Origin of the sequence: Acidovorax sp. JHL-3 (genome assembly GCF_000526295.1) — a bacterium.
Taxonomy (GTDB): Bacteria; Pseudomonadota; Gammaproteobacteria; order Burkholderiales; family Burkholderiaceae_C; genus Acidovorax; species Acidovorax defluvii.
Genome location: NZ_JAFU01000001.1, coordinates 1,175,702 through 1,196,374 on the forward strand (window position 1 = coordinate 1,175,702; position 20,673 = coordinate 1,196,374).

At 60.2% G+C, this 20,673-nt stretch carries 28 protein-coding genes and 1 tRNA gene; 24 read left to right on the forward strand and 5 right to left on the reverse strand.

Features of this window, described 5'->3' with window-relative positions; translation table 11 throughout:
• Positions 1-56 precede the first annotated feature (56 nt).
• Together proC and glpK are read right to left on the reverse strand one after the other, a co-directional pair.
• Entirely contained in the window at positions 57-893 is an 837-nt protein-coding gene (gene proC, locus K226_RS0105480; RefSeq protein WP_024813849.1) for a pyrroline-5-carboxylate reductase, read from the reverse strand.
• Between the two features lie 76 nt (positions 894-969).
• Complete coding sequence (gene glpK / locus K226_RS0105485) at positions 970-2,463, reverse strand: glycerol kinase GlpK (protein ID WP_024813850.1); 1,494 nt, start codon at positions 2,461-2,463, stop codon at positions 970-972.
• Positions 2,464-2,548: 85 nt separating this feature from the next.
• Between glpK and K226_RS0105490 the strand changes: the two genes are divergently transcribed.
• The 23 genes from K226_RS0105490 (at position 2,549) to K226_RS0105600 (ending at position 17,750) form a co-directional block, all read left to right on the forward strand.
• Complete coding sequence (locus tag K226_RS0105490) at positions 2,549-4,144, forward strand: glycerol-3-phosphate dehydrogenase/oxidase (protein WP_024813851.1); 1,596 nt, start codon at positions 2,549-2,551, stop codon at positions 4,142-4,144.
• Between the two features lie 191 nt (positions 4,145-4,335).
• Positions 4,336-4,704, forward strand: coding sequence for a 50S ribosomal protein L14 (gene rplN, locus K226_RS0105495; RefSeq protein WP_024813852.1), 369 nt, complete (start codon positions 4,336-4,338; stop codon positions 4,702-4,704).
• Between the two features lie 9 nt (positions 4,705-4,713).
• Positions 4,714-5,034, forward strand: coding sequence for a 50S ribosomal protein L24 (gene rplX, locus K226_RS0105500; protein ID WP_024813853.1), 321 nt, complete (start codon positions 4,714-4,716; stop codon positions 5,032-5,034).
• 9 nt (positions 5,035-5,043) lie between these two features.
• Entirely contained in the window at positions 5,044-5,583 is a 540-nt protein-coding gene (rplE, locus tag K226_RS0105505) for a 50S ribosomal protein L5 (protein ID WP_024813854.1), read from the forward strand.
• 8 nt (positions 5,584-5,591) lie between these two features.
• A complete protein-coding gene (gene rpsN, locus K226_RS0105510) occupies positions 5,592-5,897 on the forward strand; it encodes a 30S ribosomal protein S14 (protein ID WP_024813855.1) in 306 nt (101 codons plus the stop codon).
• Between the two features lie 20 nt (positions 5,898-5,917).
• Positions 5,918-6,313, forward strand: coding sequence for a 30S ribosomal protein S8 (gene rpsH / locus K226_RS0105515; RefSeq protein WP_008906523.1), 396 nt, complete (start codon positions 5,918-5,920; stop codon positions 6,311-6,313).
• 25 nt (positions 6,314-6,338) lie between these two features.
• Positions 6,339-6,872: a 50S ribosomal protein L6 gene (gene rplF, locus K226_RS0105520; RefSeq protein ID WP_024813856.1), complete on the forward strand. Its 534-nt coding sequence runs from the start codon at positions 6,339-6,341 to the stop codon at positions 6,870-6,872.
• A gap of 11 nt (positions 6,873-6,883) precedes the next feature.
• Complete coding sequence (gene rplR / locus K226_RS0105525; protein WP_035240896.1) at positions 6,884-7,249, forward strand: 50S ribosomal protein L18; 366 nt, start codon at positions 6,884-6,886, stop codon at positions 7,247-7,249.
• A gap of 17 nt (positions 7,250-7,266) precedes the next feature.
• Positions 7,267-7,785 (forward strand): 30S ribosomal protein S5, encoded by a 519-nt coding sequence (rpsE, locus tag K226_RS0105530; RefSeq protein WP_035240898.1) that lies wholly within the window; start codon positions 7,267-7,269, stop codon positions 7,783-7,785.
• A 14-nt stretch (positions 7,786-7,799) separates the two neighbouring features.
• Positions 7,800-7,982, forward strand: a complete 183-nt coding sequence (rpmD, locus tag K226_RS0105535; protein WP_007861725.1) for a 50S ribosomal protein L30 — start codon at positions 7,800-7,802, stop codon at positions 7,980-7,982.
• Between the two features lie 10 nt (positions 7,983-7,992).
• Positions 7,993-8,424, forward strand: a complete 432-nt coding sequence (gene rplO, locus K226_RS0105540; RefSeq protein ID WP_024813859.1) for a 50S ribosomal protein L15 — start codon at positions 7,993-7,995, stop codon at positions 8,422-8,424.
• 24 nt (positions 8,425-8,448) lie between these two features.
• Positions 8,449-9,768, forward strand: a complete 1,320-nt coding sequence (gene secY, locus K226_RS0105545) for a preprotein translocase subunit SecY (RefSeq protein ID WP_024813860.1) — start codon at positions 8,449-8,451, stop codon at positions 9,766-9,768.
• 147 nt (positions 9,769-9,915) lie between these two features.
• The gene (gene rpmJ / locus K226_RS0105550) at positions 9,916-10,029 is read left to right on the forward strand and encodes a 50S ribosomal protein L36 (protein WP_005793651.1); all 114 of its coding nucleotides are present in this window, start codon (positions 9,916-9,918) and stop codon (positions 10,027-10,029) included.
• A 23-nt stretch (positions 10,030-10,052) separates the two neighbouring features.
• The gene (gene rpsM / locus K226_RS0105555) at positions 10,053-10,418 is read left to right on the forward strand and encodes a 30S ribosomal protein S13 (protein WP_024813861.1); all 366 of its coding nucleotides are present in this window, start codon (positions 10,053-10,055) and stop codon (positions 10,416-10,418) included.
• A 16-nt stretch (positions 10,419-10,434) separates the two neighbouring features.
• On the forward strand, positions 10,435-10,839 hold the full coding sequence (gene rpsK, locus K226_RS0105560) for a 30S ribosomal protein S11 (RefSeq protein WP_024813862.1): 405 nt from the start codon (positions 10,435-10,437) through the stop codon (positions 10,837-10,839).
• Positions 10,840-10,929: 90 nt separating this feature from the next.
• The gene (rpsD, locus tag K226_RS0105565; RefSeq protein WP_024813863.1) at positions 10,930-11,553 is read left to right on the forward strand and encodes a 30S ribosomal protein S4; all 624 of its coding nucleotides are present in this window, start codon (positions 10,930-10,932) and stop codon (positions 11,551-11,553) included.
• Positions 11,554-11,663: 110 nt separating this feature from the next.
• Complete coding sequence (rpoA, locus tag K226_RS0105570; RefSeq protein WP_007861735.1) at positions 11,664-12,656, forward strand: DNA-directed RNA polymerase subunit alpha; 993 nt, start codon at positions 11,664-11,666, stop codon at positions 12,654-12,656.
• A gap of 89 nt (positions 12,657-12,745) precedes the next feature.
• Complete coding sequence (gene rplQ, locus K226_RS0105575; protein ID WP_024813864.1) at positions 12,746-13,138, forward strand: 50S ribosomal protein L17; 393 nt, start codon at positions 12,746-12,748, stop codon at positions 13,136-13,138.
• Positions 13,139-13,160: 22 nt separating this feature from the next.
• Positions 13,161-13,237, forward strand: a tRNA-Met gene (locus tag K226_RS0105580).
• A 299-nt stretch (positions 13,238-13,536) separates the two neighbouring features.
• Positions 13,537-14,307 carry a DUF3348 family protein gene (locus K226_RS0105585; protein ID WP_024813865.1) on the forward strand — a complete coding sequence of 257 codons (771 nt, stop codon included), beginning with the start codon at positions 13,537-13,539 and terminating at the stop codon, positions 14,305-14,307.
• Positions 14,304-16,496, forward strand: a complete 2,193-nt coding sequence (locus tag K226_RS0105590) for a DUF802 domain-containing protein (protein WP_024813866.1) — start codon at positions 14,304-14,306, stop codon at positions 16,494-16,496. The genes K226_RS0105585 and K226_RS0105590 overlap by 4 nt, the downstream gene beginning before the upstream one ends.
• Positions 16,493-17,152 carry an OmpA family protein gene (locus tag K226_RS0105595; protein WP_024813867.1) on the forward strand — a complete coding sequence of 220 codons (660 nt, stop codon included), beginning with the start codon at positions 16,493-16,495 and terminating at the stop codon, positions 17,150-17,152. The genes K226_RS0105590 and K226_RS0105595 overlap by 4 nt, the downstream gene beginning before the upstream one ends.
• The gene (locus K226_RS0105600; protein WP_024813868.1) at positions 17,145-17,750 is read left to right on the forward strand and encodes a DUF2894 domain-containing protein; all 606 of its coding nucleotides are present in this window, start codon (positions 17,145-17,147) and stop codon (positions 17,748-17,750) included. Before K226_RS0105595 ends, K226_RS0105600 begins: the two co-directional genes overlap by 8 nt.
• Positions 17,751-17,970: 220 nt before the next feature.
• Here the strand turns inward: K226_RS0105600 and nhaR are convergent, their stop codons facing one another.
• On the reverse strand, positions 17,971-18,867 hold the full coding sequence (gene nhaR, locus K226_RS0105605) for a transcriptional activator NhaR (protein WP_024813869.1): 897 nt from the start codon (positions 18,865-18,867) through the stop codon (positions 17,971-17,973).
• A gap of 149 nt (positions 18,868-19,016) precedes the next feature.
• Between nhaR and K226_RS0105610 the strand changes: the two genes are divergently transcribed.
• Positions 19,017-19,556, forward strand: coding sequence for an Rrf2 family transcriptional regulator (locus K226_RS0105610; RefSeq protein ID WP_024813870.1), 540 nt, complete (start codon positions 19,017-19,019; stop codon positions 19,554-19,556).
• A gap of 71 nt (positions 19,557-19,627) precedes the next feature.
• Here K226_RS0105610 and K226_RS0105615 read toward each other — a convergent pair whose 3' ends face one another.
• Together K226_RS0105615 and K226_RS0105620 are read right to left on the reverse strand one after the other, a co-directional pair.
• Positions 19,628-20,221, reverse strand: coding sequence for a MarC family protein (locus K226_RS0105615; RefSeq protein ID WP_024813871.1), 594 nt, complete (start codon positions 20,219-20,221; stop codon positions 19,628-19,630).
• Entirely contained in the window at positions 20,218-20,631 is a 414-nt protein-coding gene (locus tag K226_RS0105620; RefSeq protein WP_024813872.1) for a VOC family protein, read from the reverse strand. The genes K226_RS0105615 and K226_RS0105620 overlap by 4 nt, the downstream gene beginning before the upstream one ends.
• Positions 20,632-20,673: the final 42 nt, after the last annotated feature.

A 20,673-nucleotide genomic window follows, 5' to 3' on the forward strand; every position in this document is an offset into this window, starting at 1 on the left:
GCTGTTAGCGCTTTATGGATAAGGGCTAGACGGCAAAACACTCGTATTGTGCCAAATCAGGCTCCGAATTCATCGCCCAGCTCGTGGGCCCGATGTTGCGCGGCGCGCATGGCGGCCTCGAAGCTGGCCGCCACGCCCGCTGCCTCCATCGACTGTAGCGCCGCATAGGTGGTGCCGCCCTTGGACGTGACACGCTGGCGCAGCACGGAGGGCGGATCGTCGGAGCGTCGCGCCAGCTCGGACGCACCCACAAACGTGCCCACGGCCAGCTGGTGCGCCTGCTGCTCGGTCAACCCCATGCCAGTGCCCGCACGCGTCATGGCTTCGAGGAAATAAAAGACATACGCAGGTCCCGAACCCGACAGTGCCGTGACCGCGTCCAGCAGCGGCTCGTCGTCCACCCACAGAAACTCACCCGTCGTGGCCATGATGGCCTCGATGCTTTGCCGCTCTGGCCCGCTGACGGCGGGGCGGGCATACAGCGCGCTCATGCCCTTGCCCACCAGGGCGGGCGTGTTGGGCATGGTGCGCACGATGCGGTCGCTGGAGAGCCACTGGGCAATGCTGCCCGAGCGGATGCCGGCGGCCACGCTCAGGTGCAGTGCACCCTGCGTGTGGGCTTTGGCCTGGGCGGCCGCGTCCCTGAAGGTCTGGGGCTTGACGGCCCACACCACGATCTGTGCCCGCTGCAGCGCTGGGCCGGCTTCGGCCTGGGCTTCGATGCCATAGTTCTTGCGCAGTGCCTCACGCGCCTCGGCCCAGGGCTCGACCACCTCGATCTGGCTGGCCGGGTGGCCCTGGTGGATCAGCCCGCCAATGATGGCGCTGGCCATGTTGCCGCCGCCGATGAAGGCGATGGTGGTGAGGAGACGGGATGCGGCGGGTTGGCTCATGGGACGTGCAAGGTGGCAACAACGGGGGTCATGATGGTAGCGCCGTCGCGCCGGGGTGTTTCGGCGCGCTGCTTATTCACTCTGCTGTCGTTTGCCGCACGGCGTGTTCCCAGTTGGCCATCAGCTCCTGCGCGCGCGCATTGCTGAGCGTGGGCACAAAACGCCGGTCCGCGCGCCACAGTTGCGAGAGTTCGTCGGTGCTGCGGTACACGCCGCTCGATAAACCTGCCAAGTAGGCCGCGCCCAGCGCCGTGGTCTCAATGACGGCGGGGCGCACCACAGGAATGCCCAGCAGGTCGGCCTGGAACTGCATCAGCAGGTCATTGATGCAGGCGCCGCCGTCCACGCGCAGCTCGCTCACTGGCGCGCCACCGGCGGCCACGGCATCGCGGCTCATGGCCAGCAGCAGGGCAGCGCTCTGGTAGGCAATGCTTTCGAGCGCGGCGCGTGCAATGTGCCCCAGCGTGGTGCCGCGCGTGAGGCCTGTGATGGTGCCGCGTGCATCGGGTTTCCAGTAGGGTGCGCCCAGGCCGGTGAAGGCGGGCACCATCATCACGCCGCCCGAATCGGGCACGCTTTCGGCCAGCGCCTGCACCTCGCTGCTCGAATCGATGGCGCGCAGCCCGTCGCGCAGCCACTGCACCACGGCGCCGCCGACGAAGACGGAGCCTTCCATCGCAAATTCGGGCTGCGCGGTGGCTTGTGCCGCGCTGGTGGTCAGCAACCCGTTGTGGGATGTCTGGAACGTGCCGCCCGTGTGCATCAGCATGAAGCAGCCCGTGCCATAGGTGTTCTTGGCCATGCCCGCGGTAAAGCAGGCCTGGCCGAACAGCGCGCTCTGCTGGTCGCCCGCCACGCCGCCGATGCGGATGCTGTGGCCCAGCAGGTCGGGGGCGATGTCGCCAAAGTGGGCGGCCGAGGGCAGCACCTCTGGCAGCAATGCTTTGGGGATGCGCAGCAGCGCCAGCAGATCGTCGTCCCACTGGTTGGTGTGCACGTTGAACAGCATGGTGCGCGCGGCGTTGCTCACGTCCGTCACATGCACCTGGCCGTGGGTGAGTTTCCACATCAGCCAGCTGTCCACCGTGCCAAAGGCCAGCTCGCCGCGCTCGGCCGCGTTGCGCGCGCCGGAAACGTTGTCCAGCAGCCACTGCAGCTTGGTGCCAGAGAAGTAAGCGTCCACCAGCAACCCGGTTCTGGTCTGGATCAGGGCTGCGTGGCCTTGTGCGCGCAGCTGAGCGCAGGCGGGCTCGGCGCGCCGGTCTTGCCACACGATGGCGTGGTGCATGGGTTTGCCGGTCTTGCGGTTCCACAGCACCGTGGTTTCGCGCTGGTTGGTGATGCCCACGGCGCGGACGGCACTGGCGGAAATGCCCGCCTTGGTCAGCGCATCGCGTGCCGTGGTCAGCTGGGTGCGCCAGATTTCGAGCGGGTCGTGCTCCACCCAGCCGGGCTGCGGGTAGATCTGCGGCAGCTCCAGCTGGGCGTGCGCCACGATGTGGCCACGTTCATCAAAGACGATGCTGCGGGAGCTGGAGGTGCCTTGGTCGAGTGCGAGCAGGTAGGTCATGGCTGGCAAGGATAGCCGTGCGTGGCGTCGGGAGTGAATAACAGGGGCGCGCGCATCCTGCTGCCGCCCATGGACAATCGGATCCATGACTACCGTTGCCGCTCCCCTCCCTACCCGCCGCAAAGATTTGCTGGCCCGCTTGGCTGAACCCCATTGTTTCGATCTGGCCGTCATTGGCGGTGGTGCCACCGGCCTGGGGGTGGCGCTGGATGCGGCGGCGCGGGGCTTCAGGGTGGTGCTGGTCGAATCGCACGACTTTGCCAAGGGAACCTCGTCACGCGCCACCAAGTTGGTGCACGGTGGCGTCCGCTATCTGGCCCAAGGAAACATTGCGTTGGTAAGAGAAGCTCTGCACGAGCGCACCACTCTCTTGCACAACGCGCCTCACCTGGCGCAGCCGCTTCCTTTTGTGATGCCCTCTTACCACTGGTGGGAAACGCCGTTTTATGGCGCCGGCCTGCTGATGTACGACGTGCTGGCTGGCAAGGCCGGGTTGGGTGCCACCCAGTTCCTCGGGCGCGAGCGCACCCTGCAGTGCCTGCCCACCATCCGCACGGAGGGGCTTAAGGGGGGCGTCAAATACTGGGATGGGCAGTTTGACGATGCCCGGCTGGCATTGGCACTGGCGCGCACGGCGGCCAGCCACGGCGCCCTGCTGGTGAATTACTGCCCCGCGCGGGAGCTGATTCATGAGGGGGGGCGTGTGGCCGGGCTGGTGTGCGAAGACGTCGAAAGTGGCCGTAGGTTCAGGGTGCGCGCCCGCAGTGTGGTGAATGCCACCGGGGTCTGGGTGGATGACTTGAGACAGATGGATGGAGAAGCGATCGGGCGCCCCGTGAAGCCCATCGTGGCTCCCAGCCAGGGGGTGCACATTGTGGTGGACCGCGAATTTCTCCCCGCAGACCACGCCTTGATGGTGCCCAAGACCGCCGATGGCCGGGTCTTGTTTGCCGTGCCGTGGCTGGGCAAACTGATTTTGGGCACCACCGACAGCCCGCGCCAAGACGTTGTGCGAGAGCCCGAGCCTTTCCGTGAAGAGGTGGATTTCATCCTCCAGGAGTCCGCGCGGTTTCTGACCAGGGCGCCGAGAGCAGCAGATATCCGCAGTATCTGGGTGGGGCTGCGTCCGCTGGTCAAGCCGCAGGATGATGACGGCGACAACACCAAAAGTCTTAGTCGCGAGCACACGGTGCTGTCCAGCCGCAGTGGCCTGGTGACCGTGACGGGTGGCAAATGGACTACGTACCGCGCCATGGCGGAAGACGTGCTGCAAAAATGCTTCACCCTCGAACTGTTGCCGTCCCGGCCCGCGGGAATCACCAACAATCTGCCACTCGTGGGTGCCCCGGCGCAGCCGGTCACCCATCGCATCAGCGAGTTGCAGGGACTGCACTCCTACGGGAGCGAGGCCAGGTTTGTTGCCGATCTCCCCGGGAACAGCGAGTGCCTGAGCGAAGGGTTGACAGAGGCGATGGTGCGCTTTGCAGCTCGGTATGAGTACGCATCCACGGTGGAGGACATGCTGGCCCGCCGTTCGCGGCTGTTGTTTCTGGATGCCCGCAAAGCCATCGCATTGGCCCCTCGCATTGCGGCTTTGCTGCAGGATGAGCTGGGCGCTGACCCCCAGCTCGAAGTATTTCTGACGTTGGCGCAACAGTATTTGCGCATTCCTGGCGAATAGGCGCTTGACTTCCCTGAATAGCTTTGCAATAATCAAAGGCTTCGCGTTTCCTGCGTGAAGTTTCTGCCCAGCGGGAAGTGCTGCAAATGGTTTGCGGTGCGGACGACGGGCCCAAGACTGACTGGCTGATTTGCAGCCCTTGAGAAGTTCTCTGGGGCTGTTGTCTTCTGGTGCAAGTTGGGAATATTGAAATGATCCAGACAGAATCTCGGTTAGAGGTTGCCGACAATACCGGCGCTAAATCCGTCCTTTGCATCAAGGTGCTGGGTGGCTCGAAGCGTCGTTATGCAAGCGTTGGCGACATCATTAAAGTGAGCGTTAAAGAAGCTGCTCCGCGTGGTCGCGTCAAAAAAGGCGAGGTCTATAGCGCGGTGGTGGTGCGTACGGCGAAGGGTATTCGTCGTGGCGATGGCTCGCTCGTTAAATTCGATGGCAACGCTGCGGTGTTGCTGAATGCAAAGTTGGAGCCTATCGGCACCCGCATCTTTGGACCCGTGACGCGTGAACTGCGTACCGAAAAGTTCATGAAGATCGTGTCCCTGGCTCCTGAAGTTCTCTAAGGACGCGCCATGAACAAGATTCGCAAGGGCGACGAAGTCATCGTGCTGACAGGGCGCGATAAGGGCAAGCGCGGCACAGTGTCGCTGCGCAAGGATGACTCGTATTTGGTCATCGACGGCATCAATCTCGTCAAGAAGCACGCCAAGCCAAATCCCATGAAGGGTTTGACGGGTGGCATCGTTGAGAAGTCCATGCCCATCCATCAGTCTAACGTGGCCATTTTTAATGCCGCTACCGGTAAGGCTGATCGCGTAGGCATCAAGGTGCAGGCTGACGGTGCACGCGTTCGCGTGTTCAAGTCCAGCGGCGCTGAAATCAAGGCGGCCTAAGGGGTAAACATGGCACGACTGCAAGAAATTTACCGCGACAAAGTCGCTCCCGAACTGATGAAGCAGTTTGGCTACACATCGCCGATGCAGGTTCCCCGGCTGACCAAGATCACTCTCAATATGGGTGTGAGCGAGGCGGTCTCGGACAAGAAGGTGATGGACAACGCTGTGGCAGACTTGACCAAAATCGCTGGTCAAAAACCCGTGGTGACCAAGGCCAAGAAGGCTATCGCTGGTTTCAAGATCCGCGAAGGCCAGGCCATTGGTTGCATGGTTACGCTGCGCGGCGTGCAGATGTATGAGTTCCTGGACCGTTTCGTGACCGTGGCGCTGCCTCGCGTTCGTGACTTCCGTGGTATCTCTGGTCGCGCCTTCGATGGCCGCGGCAACTACAACATCGGCGTTAAAGAGCAGATCATTTTCCCTGAAATTGAATACGACAAGGTTGATGCCTTGCGCGGTCTCAATATCAGCATCACCACGACGGCCAAGTCCGACGAAGAAGCCAAGGCGCTTCTCGCTGGTTTCCGTTTCCCGTTCAAGAACTGAGGCGAAGCATGGCTAAAGTAGCTTTGATCCAGCGCGAACTGAAGCGCGAAAAATTGGCAGCCAAGTACGCAACCAAGTATGCGGAACTGAAGGCGATTGCTGGCGACGCCAAGCGCAGCGATGAAGAGCGTGATGCAGCCCGTCTGGGCCTGCAAAAGCTCCCACGCAATGCAAACCCTACGCGTCAGCGTAACCGTTGCGCAATCACCGGTCGCCCACGTGGAACATTCCGTCAATTCGGTCTGGCCCGCGCCAAGATTCGCGAACTGGCTTTTGCAGGCGACATCCCCGGTGTCACCAAGGCCAGCTGGTAAGCAGGCAGGAGAGATACAACATGAGCATGAGTGATCCTATCGCTGACTTGCTGACCCGCATTCGTAACGCACAAATGGTCGCCAAGGCCACGGTGCTGGTGCCTTCTTCCAAAGTGAAGATTGCCATCGCCCAGGTGTTGAAGGACGAGGGTTATATCGACGGCTTCCAGGTGAAAACGGAAGCTGGCAAGTCCGAACTTGAAATCGCCCTGAAGTACTACGCAGGCCGTCCCGTGATTGAGCGCATCGAGCGCGTCAGCCGCCCCGGACTGCGTGTCTACAAAGGCCGTGATTCCATTCCACAAGTCATGAACGGTCTGGGTGTGGCAATCGTCACGACTCCTAAGGGCGTGATGACTGATCGCAAAGCGCGTGCTACCGGTGTCGGTGGTGAAGTGCTCTGCTACGTGGCCTAACCCGCGGCATTGAGGAGAAACTGAAATGTCCCGAGTAGGAAAAATGCCCGTGACCATCCCCGCAGGCGTGGATGTGTCCGTGAAAGATGACCAGATCTCTGTCAAGGGTTCTGGTGGTGCGCTTTCGCTTGCACAAAATGTGCTGGTGAAGGTGTCTAGCAATGACGGCAAGCTCAGCTTTGAGCCGGCTAACGAGTCCCGCGAAGCAAACGCTATGAGCGGCACGATTCGCCAGTTGGTCAACAACATGGTGATCGGTGTTAGCAAGGGTTTCGAAAAGAAGCTGAGCCTGGTGGGCGTGGGCTACAAAGCTGCTGCTTCCGGTGCTCGCCTGAACCTGACGGTCGGTTATTCGCACCCTGTGAATTTTGACATGCCCGCCGGCATTACGGTTGCAACCCCCACGCCCACGGAAGTGGTCGTCAAGGGTGCAGACCGCCAGCGCGTAGGTCAGATTGCTGCCGAGATTCGTGCTGTTCGTCCACCTGAGCCCTATAAGGGCAAGGGTATCCGCTATGCGGACGAAAAGATCACGATCAAAGAGACCAAGAAGAAATAAGGAGCTGCAAAATGTTGACAAAGAAAGAGCAGCGTCTTCGTCGTTCGCGTCAAACACGCATCCGCATTGCACAGCAAGGCGTGGCACGTTTGACCGTGAATCGTACGAACCTCCATATCTACGCCAGTGTGATTTCCGGCGACGGCAGCAAGGTGCTCGCAAGTGCGTCCACGGCCGAAGCCGATGTGCGCAAGTCGCTGGGCGGTTCGGGCAAGGGTGGCAATGCCGCTGCAGCCCAGGCTATTGGCAAGCGTATTGCTGAAAAAGCAAAGGCTGCTGGTGTCGAGAAGGTTGCATTTGATCGCGCAGGTTTTGCGTACCACGGACGCGTCAAGGCTTTGGCCGATGCAGCCCGTGAAGCAGGTCTGCAGTTCTAAGCGGAACGGAATTAAAAATGGCTAAATTTCAACCCAAGGTGCAGAGCGAAGGCCAGGACGACGGTCTGCGCGAAAAAATGATCGCGGTGAACCGCGTGACCAAAGTCGTGAAGGGTGGCCGTATTCTCGGTTTCGCCGCACTGACGGTGGTTGGCGACGGCGATGGCCGCGTGGGCATGGGCAAGGGCAAATCCAAGGAAGTGCCCGCAGCTGTGCAGAAGGCGATGGAAGAATGCCGTCGCAATCTGGTGAAGGTTGCGCTCAAGAGTGGCACCATTCACCACTCGGTGAAGGGTCATCACGGTGCAGCATCGGTGGAACTCCACCCAGCACCCAAGGGTACCGGCATCATCGCTGGCGGCCCCATGCGCGCTGTTTTTGAAGTTGTTGGCATTACCGACATCGTGGCCAAGAGCCATGGTTCGTCTAACCCGTACAACATGGTCCGTGCAACGTTTGACGCGCTCGTCAATTCGACCACCCCGTCGAATGTGGCAGCCAAGCGCGGCAAGACAGTCGAAGACATCTTCGCCTGAACCGGAGCTTGAATATGACAACGCAACAAACCGTCAAGATTCAACTGGTGCGCAGCCCGATTGGCACCAAGGAATCGCACCGCGCCACTGTTCGTGGCCTGGGTCTGCGCAAGCTGAACAGTGTCAGCGAACTGCAGGACTCGCCTGAAGTGCGCGGCATGATTAACAAGATCAGCTATCTGGTCAAAGTCCTCTGAGAGATAGATCATGGAACTCAATAGCATCAAGCCCGCAGACGGCGCCAAGCATGCCAAGCGCCGCGTAGGCCGTGGTATCGGCTCCGGTCTGGGCAAGACCGCTGGCCGTGGTCACAAGGGTCAAAAGTCGCGTTCGGGTGGTTACCACAAGGTGGGTTTCGAAGGCGGTCAAATGCCTTTGCAACGCCGTCTGCCAAAGCGCGGTTTCAAATCGCATCTGCTCAAGTTCAACGCAGAAGTGACACTGACTGCTCTAGACCAACTCGGCCTGGCCGAAGTGGACGTATTGGCTCTCAAGCAAGCTGGCCTCGTGGGCGAGCTGGCCAAGGTCGTCAAGGTCATCAAGAGTGGTGCTCTCACCAAGGCTGTAAAGCTGAACGGTGTGGGCGCAACGGCCGGTGCCAAGGCAGCTATCGAAGCTGCTGGCGGCAGCGTCGCCTGAGTGTGGCTCTGAAGGAAGACATCTGTGGCTACTAGCGCGGCTCAAATTGCAAAGACCGGTAAGTTCGGCGATCTGCGCCGTCGCTTGGTTTTTCTGTTGCTTGCGCTGGTCGTGTATCGCATAGGGGCTCATATCCCTGTGCCAGGTATCGATCCAGCTCAACTCCAGCAGCTGTTCAGTGGCCAGCAAGGCGGAATCCTGAACCTGTTCAACATGTTCTCGGGTGGCGCGCTTTCTCGCTTCACGGTCTTCGCTCTGGGGATCATGCCGTATATCTCGGCATCGATCATCATGCAGCTGATGACTTACGTGGTTCCCACGTTTGAGCAGTTGAAGAAGGAAGGCGAAGCCGGTCGCAGAAAGATCACTCAGTACACACGCTACGGCACATTGGGGTTGGCCCTGTTTCAGTCCCTGGGCATTGCCGTCGCGCTCGAAAGCTCTGCAGGTCTGGTGCTGAATCCGGGTTTCGGCTTCCGCATGACTGCGGTGGTCAGCCTGACGGCCGGCACTATGTTTCTGATGTGGCTGGGTGAGCAGATAACCGAGCGAGGACTGGGTAACGGGATTTCGATCCTGATCTTTGCAGGTATCGCTGCAGGGTTGCCGAGTTCGATCGGAGGCCTGCTGGAACTGGTTCGCACGGGTGCAATGAGCATTTTGGCGGCGATCTTCATTGTCATTGTTGTGGGTCTGGTGACTTACTTCGTGGTGTTTGTGGAGCGTGGTCAAAGGAAGATCTTGGTGAATTACGCTCGTCGGCAGGTTGGTAACAAGGTTTACGGCGGTCAGTCGTCGCACTTGCCCTTGAAGCTGAACATGGCCGGCGTGATACCTCCGATCTTTGCGTCCTCGATCATCTTGCTGCCGGCAACGGTGGTGAACTGGTTCAGTGCGGGTGAATCCATGCGCTGGTTAAAAGACATCTCGGGTGCGTTGACTCCTGGTCAGCCCATTTATGTGATGTTCTATGCCACCGCGATCATCTTCTTCTGTTTCTTTTACACGGCACTCGTATTCAACAGCCGTGAAACTGCGGACAATTTGAAGAAGAGTGGTGCGTTCATTCCAGGCATTCGTCCGGGGGAGCAAACCGCCCGTTACATCGACAAGATTCTGGTTCGCCTGACTTTGGCGGGCGCTGTCTACATCACCTTCGTGTGTTTGCTGCCAGAGTTCCTGATCTTGAAGTACAACGTGCCGTTCTACTTCGGTGGAACATCACTGTTGATCATTGTGGTTGTAACCATGGACTTCATGTCCCAGGTTCAGAACTACATGATGTCGCAACAATATGAGTCGCTGCTCAAGAAGGCCAATTTCAAAGGCAACGCAGGCAGTTGATGATTAGGAAGGCAGCGCGCTTTCATGGCGACGCTGCCTGTAAAGAGCTGGATATCGGTAGAGTTGGCGCCCCACGATTTTTCGCGGGCACAAATTGTGTTCCGTGCAAAGCAGCCGGGACGGATGGAATAGTTTTAGGAGAATGCAATGAGAGTTTCGGCTTCGGTCAAAAAAATCTGCCGCAACTGCAAGATCATCCGCCGCAAGGGTGTGGTGCGCGTGATCTGCACGGATCTGCGTCACAAGCAGCGCCAAGGTTGATTGGAAAGTATTAGAGGACGCATATGGCACGTATCGCTGGCATTAACATTCCGCCGCACAAGCACACGGAAATCGGTCTGACCGCTATCTTTGGCATTGGACGCACCCGCGCTCGCAAAATTTGCGAAGCTACTGGCATCGCTTACAGCAAGAAGATCAAAGATCTTTCTGATAGCGATCTGGAAAAAATTCGCGAGCAAATTGAGCAGTTCACCATTGAAGGTGACCTGCGCCGTGAAACCACGATGAATATCAAGCGACTGATGGACATCGGTTGCTACCGTGGTTTTCGTCATCGCCGTGGCCTGCCAATGCGTGGCCAGCGTACCCGTACCAATGCTCGCACTCGCAAGGGTCCGCGCAAGGGCGCAGCGGCACTGAAGAAATAAAGATTGAAAGATCAATATGGCTAAATCACCTGCCAATAACGCAGCGCAGCGCGTACGCAAGAAAGTTCGCAAGAACGTGTCGGACGGCGTTGCACACGTGCACGCTTCGTTCAACAACACCATCATCACCATCACCGACCGCCAGGGCAATGCATTGTCGTGGGCATCGTCCGGTGGCCAGGGTTTCAAGGGCTCGCGCAAGTCCACCCCCTTCGCAGCCCAGGTGGCTTCGGAAGTGGCGGGTCGCGCAGCCATCGACCAGGGTATCAAGAACCTTGATGTTGAAATCAAGGGTCCTGGTCCAGGTCGTGAATCGTCGGTGCGCGCTCTGGGCGCACTGGGTATCCGTATCACGTCGATCTCTGATGTGACACCGGTGCCTCACAACGGTTGTCGCCCTCAAAAGCGTCGTCGTATCTAATCTCTCTAAGCCCACCGCCGCCTGAGAACGCGCAAGCGCCTCAGGCGGCTCCCGCAATTGTTTGCGGCAGATGACACAAAGGAAGCTCAAGTGGCACGTTACCTCGGCCCCAAGGCCAAACTCTCTCGCCGTGAAGGCACCGACCTGTTCCTCAAGAGCGCACGTCGCTCGATTGCGGACAAGTCCAAGTTCGACTCCAAGCCTGGTCAGCATGGCCGCACCTCTGGCGCTCGTACCTCTGACTACGGCCTGCAACTGCGTGAAAAGCAGAAGGTCAAGCGCATGTACGGCGTGCTGGAAAAACAATTCCGCCGCTACTTCGAAGCCGCTGAAGGCCGCAAGGGTAATACCGGCGCCAACTTGCTGTTCCTGCTCGAATCGCGTCTTGATAACGTGGTCTATCGCATGGGATTCGGTTCGACCCGCGCTGAAGCGCGTCAGCTGGTTTCCCACAAGGCGATCACGGTGAACGGCAAGTCTGTCAACATCGCGTCGTATCTGGTGAAGACAGGCGACGTAGTGGCAGTGCGTGAAAAGTCCAAGAAGCAAAACCGCATTGTTGAAGCCCTTCAGCTGGCGGCCCAGGTTGGTATGCCGGCATGGGTGGATGTCAATGCCGAAAAGGCTGAAGGTATCTTCAAGAAGGTGCCTGATCGTGATGAGTTTGGTGCCGACATCAACGAATCCCTGATCGTTGAGTTGTATTCGCGCTAATCGCCCGATACGTATTTTGAGAAACCGTCCCTGAACCGCGAGGCATCGCGGTTTAGGCGCTTCACCAGCCTTACCGGTGTAACGAGCTGGGGGTATTGAGAGGAAGTTGCATGCAAACCAATTTGCTGAAACCCAAGGCGATTAATGTCGAACAGCTTGGCCACAACCGTGCCAAGGTAGCGCTTGAGCCGTTCGAACGTGGCTACGGTCACACATTGGGCAACGCCATTCGGCGTGTCCTGCTCTCGTCCATGGTGGGTTACGCAGCGACGGAAGTCACTATCGCAGGCGTTCTGCATGAGTACTCGTCCATCGATGGTGTTCAAGAGGATGTGGTCAATATCCTGCTGAACCTCAAGGGTGTCGTGTTCAAACTGCACAACCGTGATGAAGTGACGCTGAGCCTGCGCAAAGACGGTGAAGGTGTTGTCACTGCACGTGATATCCAGACACCGCATGACGTGGAAATCGTCAACCCTGATCATGTGATCGCCACTCTGTCCGCAGGTGGCAAACTGGACATGCAGATCAAGGTCGAGAAGGGCCGCGGCTACGTGCCGGGCAATTTGCGTCGCTATGCCGACGAATCGACCAAGTCTATTGGCCGGATCGTTCTGGATGCGTCGTTCTCGCCCGTGAAGCGTGTCAGCTACACCGTAGAAAGCGCTCGTGTCGAGCAACGTACGGACCTGGACAAACTGGTTGTCGAGATCGAAACCAACGGTGCCATTACTGCCGAAGACGCAGTGCGCGCATCGGCCAAGATCTTGGTGGAGCAGCTGGCGGTATTCGCGCAGCTGGAAGGTGGTGAACTGGCTGCATTTGACGCACCTGCAGGCCCTCGCGGCAATGCAACGTTCGATCCCATCCTGTTGCGTCCGGTGGATGAGCTGGAGTTGACTGTTCGCTCTGCCAACTGCCTGAAGGCCGAGAACATTTACTACATCGGTGACCTGATCCAGCGTACCGAAAACGAGTTGCTCAAGACCCCCAATTTGGGTCGCAAGTCGCTCAACGAGATCAAGGAAGTGCTGGCGTCGCGCGGTCTTACGCTCGGTATGAAGCTTGAAAACTGGCCGCCTGCTGGTTTGGATAAACGTTAAGTTATAATTTTTGGTTCCCCTTGTGGGAACAGTGCCTCGGGCAGTACCTGATACGGCTGCCTGATTTAATCAAGTAAAAGGAAAGCACCATGCGCCACGGACACGGCCTTCGTAAACTCAACCGCACCAGCTCGCACCGCCTTGCGATGCTTCAGAACATGATGAATTCGCTCATCGAACATGAAGCCATCAAGACGACCGTCCCCAAGGCCAAGGAATTGCGCCGGGTGGTTGAGCCCATGATCACCCTGGCCAAGGTAGACACTGTTGCCAACCGCCGTCTTGCATTCAATCGCCTGCGTGACCGCGACAGCGTTACCAAGTTGTTCAACGATCTGGGGCCCCGCTTCAATGCCCGTCCTGGCGGCTACACCCGTATCCTGAAGATGGGTTTTCGCGTGGGCGACAACGCACCTATGGCGCTGGTCGAATTGGTCGATCGTGCTGCAGAAACCGAAAATAATTCGGCAGCTGCTGAATAATAGGGTATAATTTATTTCTTACCGCGCGATGGAGCAGTCTGGTAGCTCGTTGGGCTCATAACCCAAAGGTCGGAGGTTCAAATCCTTCTCGCGCAACCAAAATAGGCGGTTTCCGCTATCAAAAAAGCCCACTTAACAGTGGGTTTTTTTGTTTATGGGCCAACAGTTGATGTTGTCTCCTGGTCGCAGAGGGGCGGGGACAGGGTAGATGGTCGCATGACCCACACCTCTGGTGTGATTTCCTCTTTGGAGCCACTTAAGTGCGGTATTCAGCCATTGCCTCGTGTCAGCGTAGCAAGGCGGTTCTGCAAAAGATGTCGCTTTCTCAATTGGGGGACTCGTGACTCTTAACGCCTGTAACCTGATTGGGAGCTGGCACGGTCATTGGGTTACACGGGATGTATCTGCGTCATCGACTCAACAGTTCAAGTCTTGTTGTGCTTCTTCACCAATGGGCTGGGTCCGAGGGCGAACAGGTGTCACAGCAGGATGTGGCAGAGCAGTTGAGCCTGTGGGTGGATGCGGTGGATGCCATCCATGTGAGCAGGGCATTGCACGCCATTGAGTCTTTGCCGGCCAAGGTGGCGCCGCTTGCGCAAGCCGGGGATGCGGACACGATGGACGCCGTCTTGCAGGCGGCAAAAGCCGATGTCATAGCGCTCATCACGGGCCATGGTGCTCCTTTGAAGCCGATGCGTGCACGTGTCGACCGCACGCCCATTGACAGTCCTGATTCCTGGACGCGGGATGACTTCGCCGCACAAGTGCAGCGCTATCTCGGCATACAAAAATACATGGACGCAAAACTGGGCGCCGTGCGGGCGCAGATGCGGCAGTGGCTGTCGACTGGAGCACGCAGCGTGCGGCAGCTCGCAATGCTGGATTCCGTCATGGAGCAGATGTTTCACGCGCGGGAGCAGCGGGCGTGGGCCATGTTGTCGGGCTATGTGGAGCGTCGTCTGGTGTATCGGCACAAAGAGCACCAAAAGATGCTGCAAACCACCGGCCGGGCCGATGACCCACAGCGCTGGCGACAGTCCGGTGGGTGGCTGTGGGCCTTTGAGCAGGATCTACAGGCGTTGCTACTCGCCGAAATGCAGGCGCGCCTTCAGCCGATTTACGGGTTGTTGGAGGCCGCACGCAACGACAAAACAGGACAACAGGAATGAACAAGATCGTGATGGCCTCCCTATTTGCGGCGGGCCTTGCTGTAGTGGCCTGGGTGGGCTGGGGGTTCGTGGGGTCTAGCTCTCTGGCGCTGGTGATGACGGTGGTGATTGGCGGCGTTTACGTACTGGGTGCATATGAGCTGGTGCAATTCCGGGCCGCCACCGCGTCCCTTACCACTGCGCTGGCTGTTAACCCCGCAGAGCCGTTGGCGGACCTGGACGGCTGGCTGGTCCGCCTTGTTCCTTCACTGCGCAGCCCAGTGCGTCAGCGCATAGAGGGCGAGCGTGTAGCCTTGCCCGGCCCAGCCCTCACACCCTATCTGGTAGGCCTGCTGGTCATGCTCGGCATGCTGGGCACGTTCCTGGGAATGGTGATCACATTCAAGGGTGCCATGTTTGCGCTGGAGACCTCGTCCAGCCTCGAGTCGATTCGCTCTGCGCTGGCGGCTCCGATCCAGGGCCTTGGTCTTTCCTTTGGCACCTCCATCGCTGGGGTCGCTGCATCGGCCATCCTGGGCCTCTTGTCCGCCATGAGCCGTCGTGAGCGATTGGAGGCCGCGCGCCTGCTCGACGCGCGTGTTCCTGCACTGTTCCGGCCATTCTCGGCAGCCCATCGGCGTGATGAAATGCTTCTTGCATTCAAGACGCAGGCGCAGGCCATGCCGCTGATTGCTGAGCGCCTGCAAGACCTGATGCAAGGGCTGGAGCGTCGCAATGACCAGCTCAACCAGCATTTGCTGGCCCAACAGCAGGAGTTTCACCGCGAGGCCGCTTCGGCCTACACGCAGCTGGCTAGCTCTGTGGGGGCATCCTTGCAAGAGAGCCTTGAAACCAATGCCCTCCGCGCCGGGGGTGCGATCCGTCAGGTGGTCGAGCAGGCGATGGCCGCCATGACCCAGGAGGCCCAGCACTCGCACGAGCGCCTGCGCGAGACCACCGATGTGCAGTTGCAGGCGCTCACTGCGCAATGGGAGGGTACGGCCCACCGGGTGGCCGACACATGGACCACAGCCTTGCACAGTTACACACGAACCCAGGGCGGCTTGGTGGAGCAGCTGGGCGGCGCATTGCAGTCGGTAACGCAAGCGTTTGATGAGCGCTCCAACTTCCTGGTGGCGTCGCTGCGTGAACTGGGTGTGCAATCGCACGCGACTCAGCTGGCCTTTGATCAGCAGCGCCTGGACGGCTGGAGCCGTTCCATGGAAACGATGGCCAGCGTGCTCAGCGCCGAATGGCAGCGCGCAGGGGCCCAGACGGCGGCGCAGCAACAGGGCGTATGCCAGGCCCTGGAGGCCACGACAGCGCAGATCACCGAGCGAATGACCGAGCAGGTGACCCGCGCGATCGGCGGTGCGGCTGCGTTGATGGACCAATCGGATGCGCTCCTGCGCACCCGCATCGAGACCGAGGCCCAGTGGGTGCATACCCAGGGCCAGCGCATGGATGAGCTGACTGCCGTGTGGCGCACCGAGCTGAATTCACTGCGCGATGCAGAGGCCGTGCGCGGGCAGGCAGCGGTGGATCGGCTCGACACGCTGCAGGCTGCCGTGGCGCAGCATCTGGCAATGCTGGGCTCGGCCCTGGAGGCGCCCCTCACACGCCTGCTGAAGACGGCCGCAGATGTGCCGCAGGCCGCGGCGGTGGTCATCACGCAGCTGCGCGAGGAAATGACCCGCCTGAGCGAGCGTGACAACGTTGCCCTGGTAGAACGCACGGCCATGATGGAACAGCTGGGAACCCTGCTGAACTCGGTGAGCGAAGCCGCGATACAACAGCGTGCAGCCGTCGAGACACTGGCAGGGTCCGCAGTCCAGGCGCTCGAACAGGCGGGTCAGCAGTTTGGGCGGGTACTCCGGGAGCAGGCGGGCACAGTGGGCGACGTGGCCGTACATGTGGCGGCCAGTGCGGTGGAATTGGCCAGCCTGGGAGAGTCGTTCAGCCGTGGCGTTGACTTGTTCAGTGGCAGCAATGAAAAGCTCATGGAGAGCATGCAGAGCATTGAGCAGGCGATCGGGCAGTCCATGAGCCGCAGCGACGAGCAACTGGCCTACTACGTGGCCCAGGCCCGTGAGGTCATCGACCTGAGCATCAGCGCGCAGCAGGGCATTGTGGAAGACCTGCGCAGGCTCCACGGTAGTGAAGGCAGTGTGGGGCGGCCTGCCATGGCGTCTTTGGGAGGCGATGCGTGACCGGCCTGGATGAAGCATTCGACGATGACACGGCGCATACCGCACCGATATGGGCTGTTTTTGGCGACCTCATGGCGGGTCTGCTCGGCGCGTTTGTGTTGATCCTTGTCGGCGTACTCGTGGTGCAGATTGATCTGGTGGCAAGCCTTAAGCAGGAGGTGGAAAAGCGCCAGATCGAAGAGCAGCGCCGCATGGCGCTGGAGAAGGCTCTTGCCATTCCGCTGGCCAGCGGTCGGGTCACGGTAAACAACGGCCGCATAGGCATCAGCGGCAGCGTGCTGTTTGCGGCAGGCTCTGACGAGCTGCGTCCAGAAGGCCGCCAGCTCCTTAAAAGTCTGGTGCAGCCGCTGCAGGTGTATCTTCGCGAACGCGATGAAATGCTGATGGTGAGTGGCTTTACCGACAACACCACGTTGCTGCGTGTCCCCCACCAGCGCTTTGCCGACAACCTGGAGCTGTCGGCCCAGCGGGCGCTCACTGTGGCACGCGCCCTGATCGACGAGGGGATGCCATCTTCGCAGGTGTTTGCTGCCGCCTTCGGTGCCGAGCAACCCGTTGCCGACAACGCGGATGAAAAGGGCCGCGCGCAGAACCGCCGCGTGGAAATGGCCCCGGTGCCCAGGGCCACCAACGCAAAAACCATCGCCCATGAGTGAGCCAAGTGAGCCCACCCTGGAGTCCTTGCGGGCAGAGGGCGCACATCACTACGACCCCGCGCGGTTTCATTACCTGGAGGTGCTGGCCCGGCGCTTGCCGGGCCAGCACGCGGCGGTGCAGCAGGTGCTGGCGAGCCGGTTGCGCGAGGCCGTTGCAGCCTATGCCGGGCGAAGGTCGTTGATCGTTGGGGAAAGCCCGTGCCTTCCAAAGTCCGCAGCGCCCGCCCCAGGCGCTGCTCTGGCGCAACTGAACCGCGAGCTGAATGCCCGCGCACGAGCAGATGCAGGCACCGAACTCGCTAGCGAAGGCGCCAGCCTGGCGGACCTGAGGAGCGTGCGCCAGTTCACTGAGGTCTGGTCAAAAATTTCTGCAGAGCAACAGGTGGTACAGGCGCTGCACCGCGGGCCTGAGAATGCCGGGCCACTCAACTCGCACAGGCTCATGCTGCGCTCACTCAGCCTGATGCAGTCCCTGTCGCCCGACTACCTGCGCCGTTTTCTGTCGCAGATGGATTCCTTGCTGTGGCTGGAGCAGGCAAGCGCCAAGGCCAACAGCTCCACGGCCAAGCCGGTGCGCAAGAGTCGGTCGAAGCAATAGGTTTTCGGCGTTTTTTGGCAAGGCAAGGTCACGGACCTGCGTGTTTGGTCATGCTGCCGCGCGCTCCGTTTCTTCAGCCAAGGTTGGGCAGCGAACCCGCCTTGCGCACTGGTACCCGGGCGCCATCACCAAGTTGGCAGTTCGGTGGCCGCAGCTTTTTAACGCACCGAACGCCGCGCCCACAGGGCCGCTCTGTTCATGCCGTTTTTGGGCAGCGCGCCTACAGCGCAAACAGCTTTGCCCTGGCGGCCCGGGTGATGGCGGAAACACAGGGGTGGGTGATGCGGCGCTCGACGGAGATGGCGAAGAACTCCTCCACCAGCTCGGATGTCTTGCCCACGATCTCCACGCCGAACTGCGCCATGGTTTCGTCCTCCAGAACGCTGGGAGAGGTGAAAACGCCTCGACCCTCCCGACCAAAGGCATTCATGAGGGCGCTGTCGTCGAACTCTCCGACGATGAGCGGCTGGAGCTGGTATTTGTTGAACCAGTGATCGAGTTGCTGGCGCACGGAAGACGTGGGGCCCTGGATCAGCATGGGTGCACGATGAAGGCATTGCGGAAAGGGGCCCTGGAGTTGCCGCGCGAGTGAAGGGGCGCAGAAGAAGCTCATGGCGCTGGTCCCAAGGGCATGGTTGAAGGCCTTGACACCCACCTTCCGGGATACCGGCTCGTCTGCAATCACCAGATCCAGGCGGTGCAGGGTGAGCTGGGCCAACAGCTCCGGGAATTTTCCTTCGTGGCAAATCATGTGCACGCGATCCGCCAGGCCCAGCGCCGGTTCCAGCAAGTGATAGGCCACCGGCTTGGCCACCGAATCGGCAATGCCCACGCGAAACTCCAGCGTCTTTGCCTGGTCGCGCGACAGGCGGACGGATTTTTCCAGCTCGTCACCCAGCGCAAAAATCTGCTCGGCGTAGCCCAGTGCAACCCGCCCTTCGCTGGTCAGCTCCAGCCCTCTGCCGCGCTTTCGAAAAAGGTCGTGACCGAGCCACTGCTCCAGCTGCTTGATTTGCCCTGACAGCGTCTGGGGCGTGGTGTGCAGTTGCTCGCCGGCGCGCACCACGCCGCCAGCCTTGGCAACTGTCCAGAAGTATTTGAGATGCTTGAAGTTCATGATGAAACACCATAGTTCGAAAAAACCGCACTATTTTTCTCGATAAAACGAATATACGCGAAGTGTTTCAGCCGCTATATTGTTTTCATGGACCGAGCCGGAAAGGGTTTCCCGGGGCTCGGAGGTATCAATGTTCACAAGGAGTGAAGATGCGAATTACCACCAGAGGCCAACTTGCCGTGTCTGCGATGACCGACCTGGCAATGCGACAGAACACCGGGCCCGTTGCGCTCTCCACGATCAGTGCGCGCCAGGGGACATCGCTGTCTTATCTGGAGCAGCTTTTTAGCGCCCTCAAACGGGCCGGGCTGGTTGACAGCACACGCGGGCCTGGAGGCGGCTATGCCCTGGCCCGCAAGCCCGAGCAGGTGTCGGTTGCCGACATCGTGGTGGCGGTAGAGAACCACAAGCCAGGTGAGGAGGCTGCGCCAGCCTCTAACGGGTCGTCGCAAATGGTGACCATGACCGGCTCGCTCTTCACGGCGTTCAATGCACGGGTTCTGGAATACCTCCAGTCTGTCACGCTGCGCGATCTGGTGGCCGAGCAACAGGCGCGTGGCGTACGGGTCGAGTCACCGGTGGTGGCCCGTGCAAAACTGGCACGCCGTCCCGCACCGCTGATGGCCCGTGCCGGAGTGCCCAATTCGGTCTTCGCGCTGGGTGCTCTCCCGGTCCTTGCCCGCAAATAGGCCTGCGCGGCGATTCGGTCGCCGCATTCACGCGGGATGCTCTGGGCGTGCAGTCCCCAAGGACGCGGGATTTACAGCTGATGCGCCAGTTGCTTGATTCCGCGGATCAGCATCTCCACCGAGATGGCCACCAGGATCAGCCCCATCAGGCGTTCAAACGCCATCACCACGCGTTCGCCCACCAGGCGCTGTATGCGCTCGGCCAGTAGCAGCACCACCGCGCACACCGCCATGGTCACGCACAGGGCGGCCACCCATTCCATCTTTCGCTCGGGCGCCTGGGCCACCAGCAGCATCACGGTGGCCATGGCGGAGGGGCCTGCGAGCGCAGGGATGGCCAAGGGCACGATCAGCGGCTCGCCTGGCAGGTCGGTTGGAGGTCCGGCGTCGGGCGGGAAGATCATGCGCAGCGCGATCAGGAAAAGCACCACTGCCCCGGCGATCTGCAGCGACAAATCACTCAGGTTCATCACCCGCAGGAACTGCGCGCCAAAGAATAAAAACACCAGCAGCAGTGCAAACGCTATCAGCACCTCGCGCAGGATCACCCGCGCCCGGCGTTCGGGTGCCACGCCGCGCAGCGCGTTGGCAAAAATGGGAATGTTGCCCAGCGGATCGGTGATCAGCAGCAGCAAGATCGTGGCGGACGCGAAGGTGTAGCTCATGTCGCGTACACCCTGTCCAGTGTACGAAAGCCCTTGATTTCTATCGGGTTGCCGCTCGGGTCGTGAAAGAACATCGTCCACTGCTCGCCGGGCTGGCCCTCAAAGCGCACCTGGGGTTCCAGCACAAAGGCCGTGTTGGCAGCACGCAGGCGCGCAGCCAGTGCATGCCAGTCGGGCAACTCCAAAATAGCGCCAAAGTGGGGCATGGGCACCAGGTGGTCGCCGACATGGCCGGTGCGGGCGGTGGCGAATGGTGTGCCCAGATGCAGTGCGATCTGGTGACCGAAGAAGTCAAAGTCCACCCAGGTGTTGGTGCTTCGGCCTTCCTGGCAACCCAGCACGCCGCCATAGAAGCGTCGCGCCGCATCCAGGTCGGTGACATGAAAGGCGAAATGAAAAAGGCTGCGCATCCTGCAAAGGATAGCAGCCAAGGCACCGGCCTGGCGGGGCCG

What these genes read in the sequence shown, in the direction of transcription:
- proC (WP_024813849.1), bottom strand. Translation starts at nt 893, where the DNA reads ATGAGCCAACCCGCCGCATCCCGTCTCCTCACCACCATCGCCTTCATC.
- glpK (WP_024813850.1), bottom strand. Translation starts at nt 2,463, where the DNA reads ATGACCTACCTGCTCGCACTCGACCAAGGCACCTCCAGCTCCCGCAGC.
- K226_RS0105490 (WP_024813851.1), top strand. Translation starts at nt 2,549, where the DNA reads ATGACTACCGTTGCCGCTCCCCTCCCTACCCGCCGCAAAGATTTGCTG.
- rplN (WP_024813852.1), top strand. Translation starts at nt 4,336, where the DNA reads ATGATCCAGACAGAATCTCGGTTAGAGGTTGCCGACAATACCGGCGCT.
- rplX (WP_024813853.1), top strand. Translation starts at nt 4,714, where the DNA reads ATGAACAAGATTCGCAAGGGCGACGAAGTCATCGTGCTGACAGGGCGC.
- rplE (WP_024813854.1), top strand. Translation starts at nt 5,044, where the DNA reads ATGGCACGACTGCAAGAAATTTACCGCGACAAAGTCGCTCCCGAACTG.
- rpsN (WP_024813855.1), top strand. Translation starts at nt 5,592, where the DNA reads ATGGCTAAAGTAGCTTTGATCCAGCGCGAACTGAAGCGCGAAAAATTG.
- rpsH (WP_008906523.1), top strand. Translation starts at nt 5,918, where the DNA reads ATGAGCATGAGTGATCCTATCGCTGACTTGCTGACCCGCATTCGTAAC.
- rplF (WP_024813856.1), top strand. Translation starts at nt 6,339, where the DNA reads ATGTCCCGAGTAGGAAAAATGCCCGTGACCATCCCCGCAGGCGTGGAT.
- rplR (WP_035240896.1), top strand. Translation starts at nt 6,884, where the DNA reads ATGTTGACAAAGAAAGAGCAGCGTCTTCGTCGTTCGCGTCAAACACGC.
- rpsE (WP_035240898.1), top strand. Translation starts at nt 7,267, where the DNA reads ATGGCTAAATTTCAACCCAAGGTGCAGAGCGAAGGCCAGGACGACGGT.
- rpmD (WP_007861725.1), top strand. Translation starts at nt 7,800, where the DNA reads ATGACAACGCAACAAACCGTCAAGATTCAACTGGTGCGCAGCCCGATT.
- rplO (WP_024813859.1), top strand. Translation starts at nt 7,993, where the DNA reads ATGGAACTCAATAGCATCAAGCCCGCAGACGGCGCCAAGCATGCCAAG.
- rpmJ (WP_005793651.1), top strand. Translation starts at nt 9,916, where the DNA reads ATGAGAGTTTCGGCTTCGGTCAAAAAAATCTGCCGCAACTGCAAGATC.
- rpsM (WP_024813861.1), top strand. Translation starts at nt 10,053, where the DNA reads ATGGCACGTATCGCTGGCATTAACATTCCGCCGCACAAGCACACGGAA.
- rpsK (WP_024813862.1), top strand. Translation starts at nt 10,435, where the DNA reads ATGGCTAAATCACCTGCCAATAACGCAGCGCAGCGCGTACGCAAGAAA.
- rpoA (WP_007861735.1), top strand. Translation starts at nt 11,664, where the DNA reads ATGCAAACCAATTTGCTGAAACCCAAGGCGATTAATGTCGAACAGCTT.
- rplQ (WP_024813864.1), top strand. Translation starts at nt 12,746, where the DNA reads ATGCGCCACGGACACGGCCTTCGTAAACTCAACCGCACCAGCTCGCAC.
- K226_RS0105585 (WP_024813865.1), top strand. Translation starts at nt 13,537, where the DNA reads ATGTATCTGCGTCATCGACTCAACAGTTCAAGTCTTGTTGTGCTTCTT.
- K226_RS0105590 (WP_024813866.1), top strand. Translation starts at nt 14,304, where the DNA reads ATGAACAAGATCGTGATGGCCTCCCTATTTGCGGCGGGCCTTGCTGTA.
- K226_RS0105600 (WP_024813868.1), top strand. Translation starts at nt 17,145, where the DNA reads ATGAGTGAGCCAAGTGAGCCCACCCTGGAGTCCTTGCGGGCAGAGGGC.
- nhaR (WP_024813869.1), bottom strand. Translation starts at nt 18,867, where the DNA reads ATGAACTTCAAGCATCTCAAATACTTCTGGACAGTTGCCAAGGCTGGC.
- K226_RS0105610 (WP_024813870.1), top strand. Translation starts at nt 19,017, where the DNA reads ATGCGAATTACCACCAGAGGCCAACTTGCCGTGTCTGCGATGACCGAC.
- K226_RS0105615 (WP_024813871.1), bottom strand. Translation starts at nt 20,221, where the DNA reads ATGAGCTACACCTTCGCGTCCGCCACGATCTTGCTGCTGCTGATCACC.
- K226_RS0105620 (WP_024813872.1), bottom strand. Translation starts at nt 20,631, where the DNA reads ATGCGCAGCCTTTTTCATTTCGCCTTTCATGTCACCGACCTGGATGCG.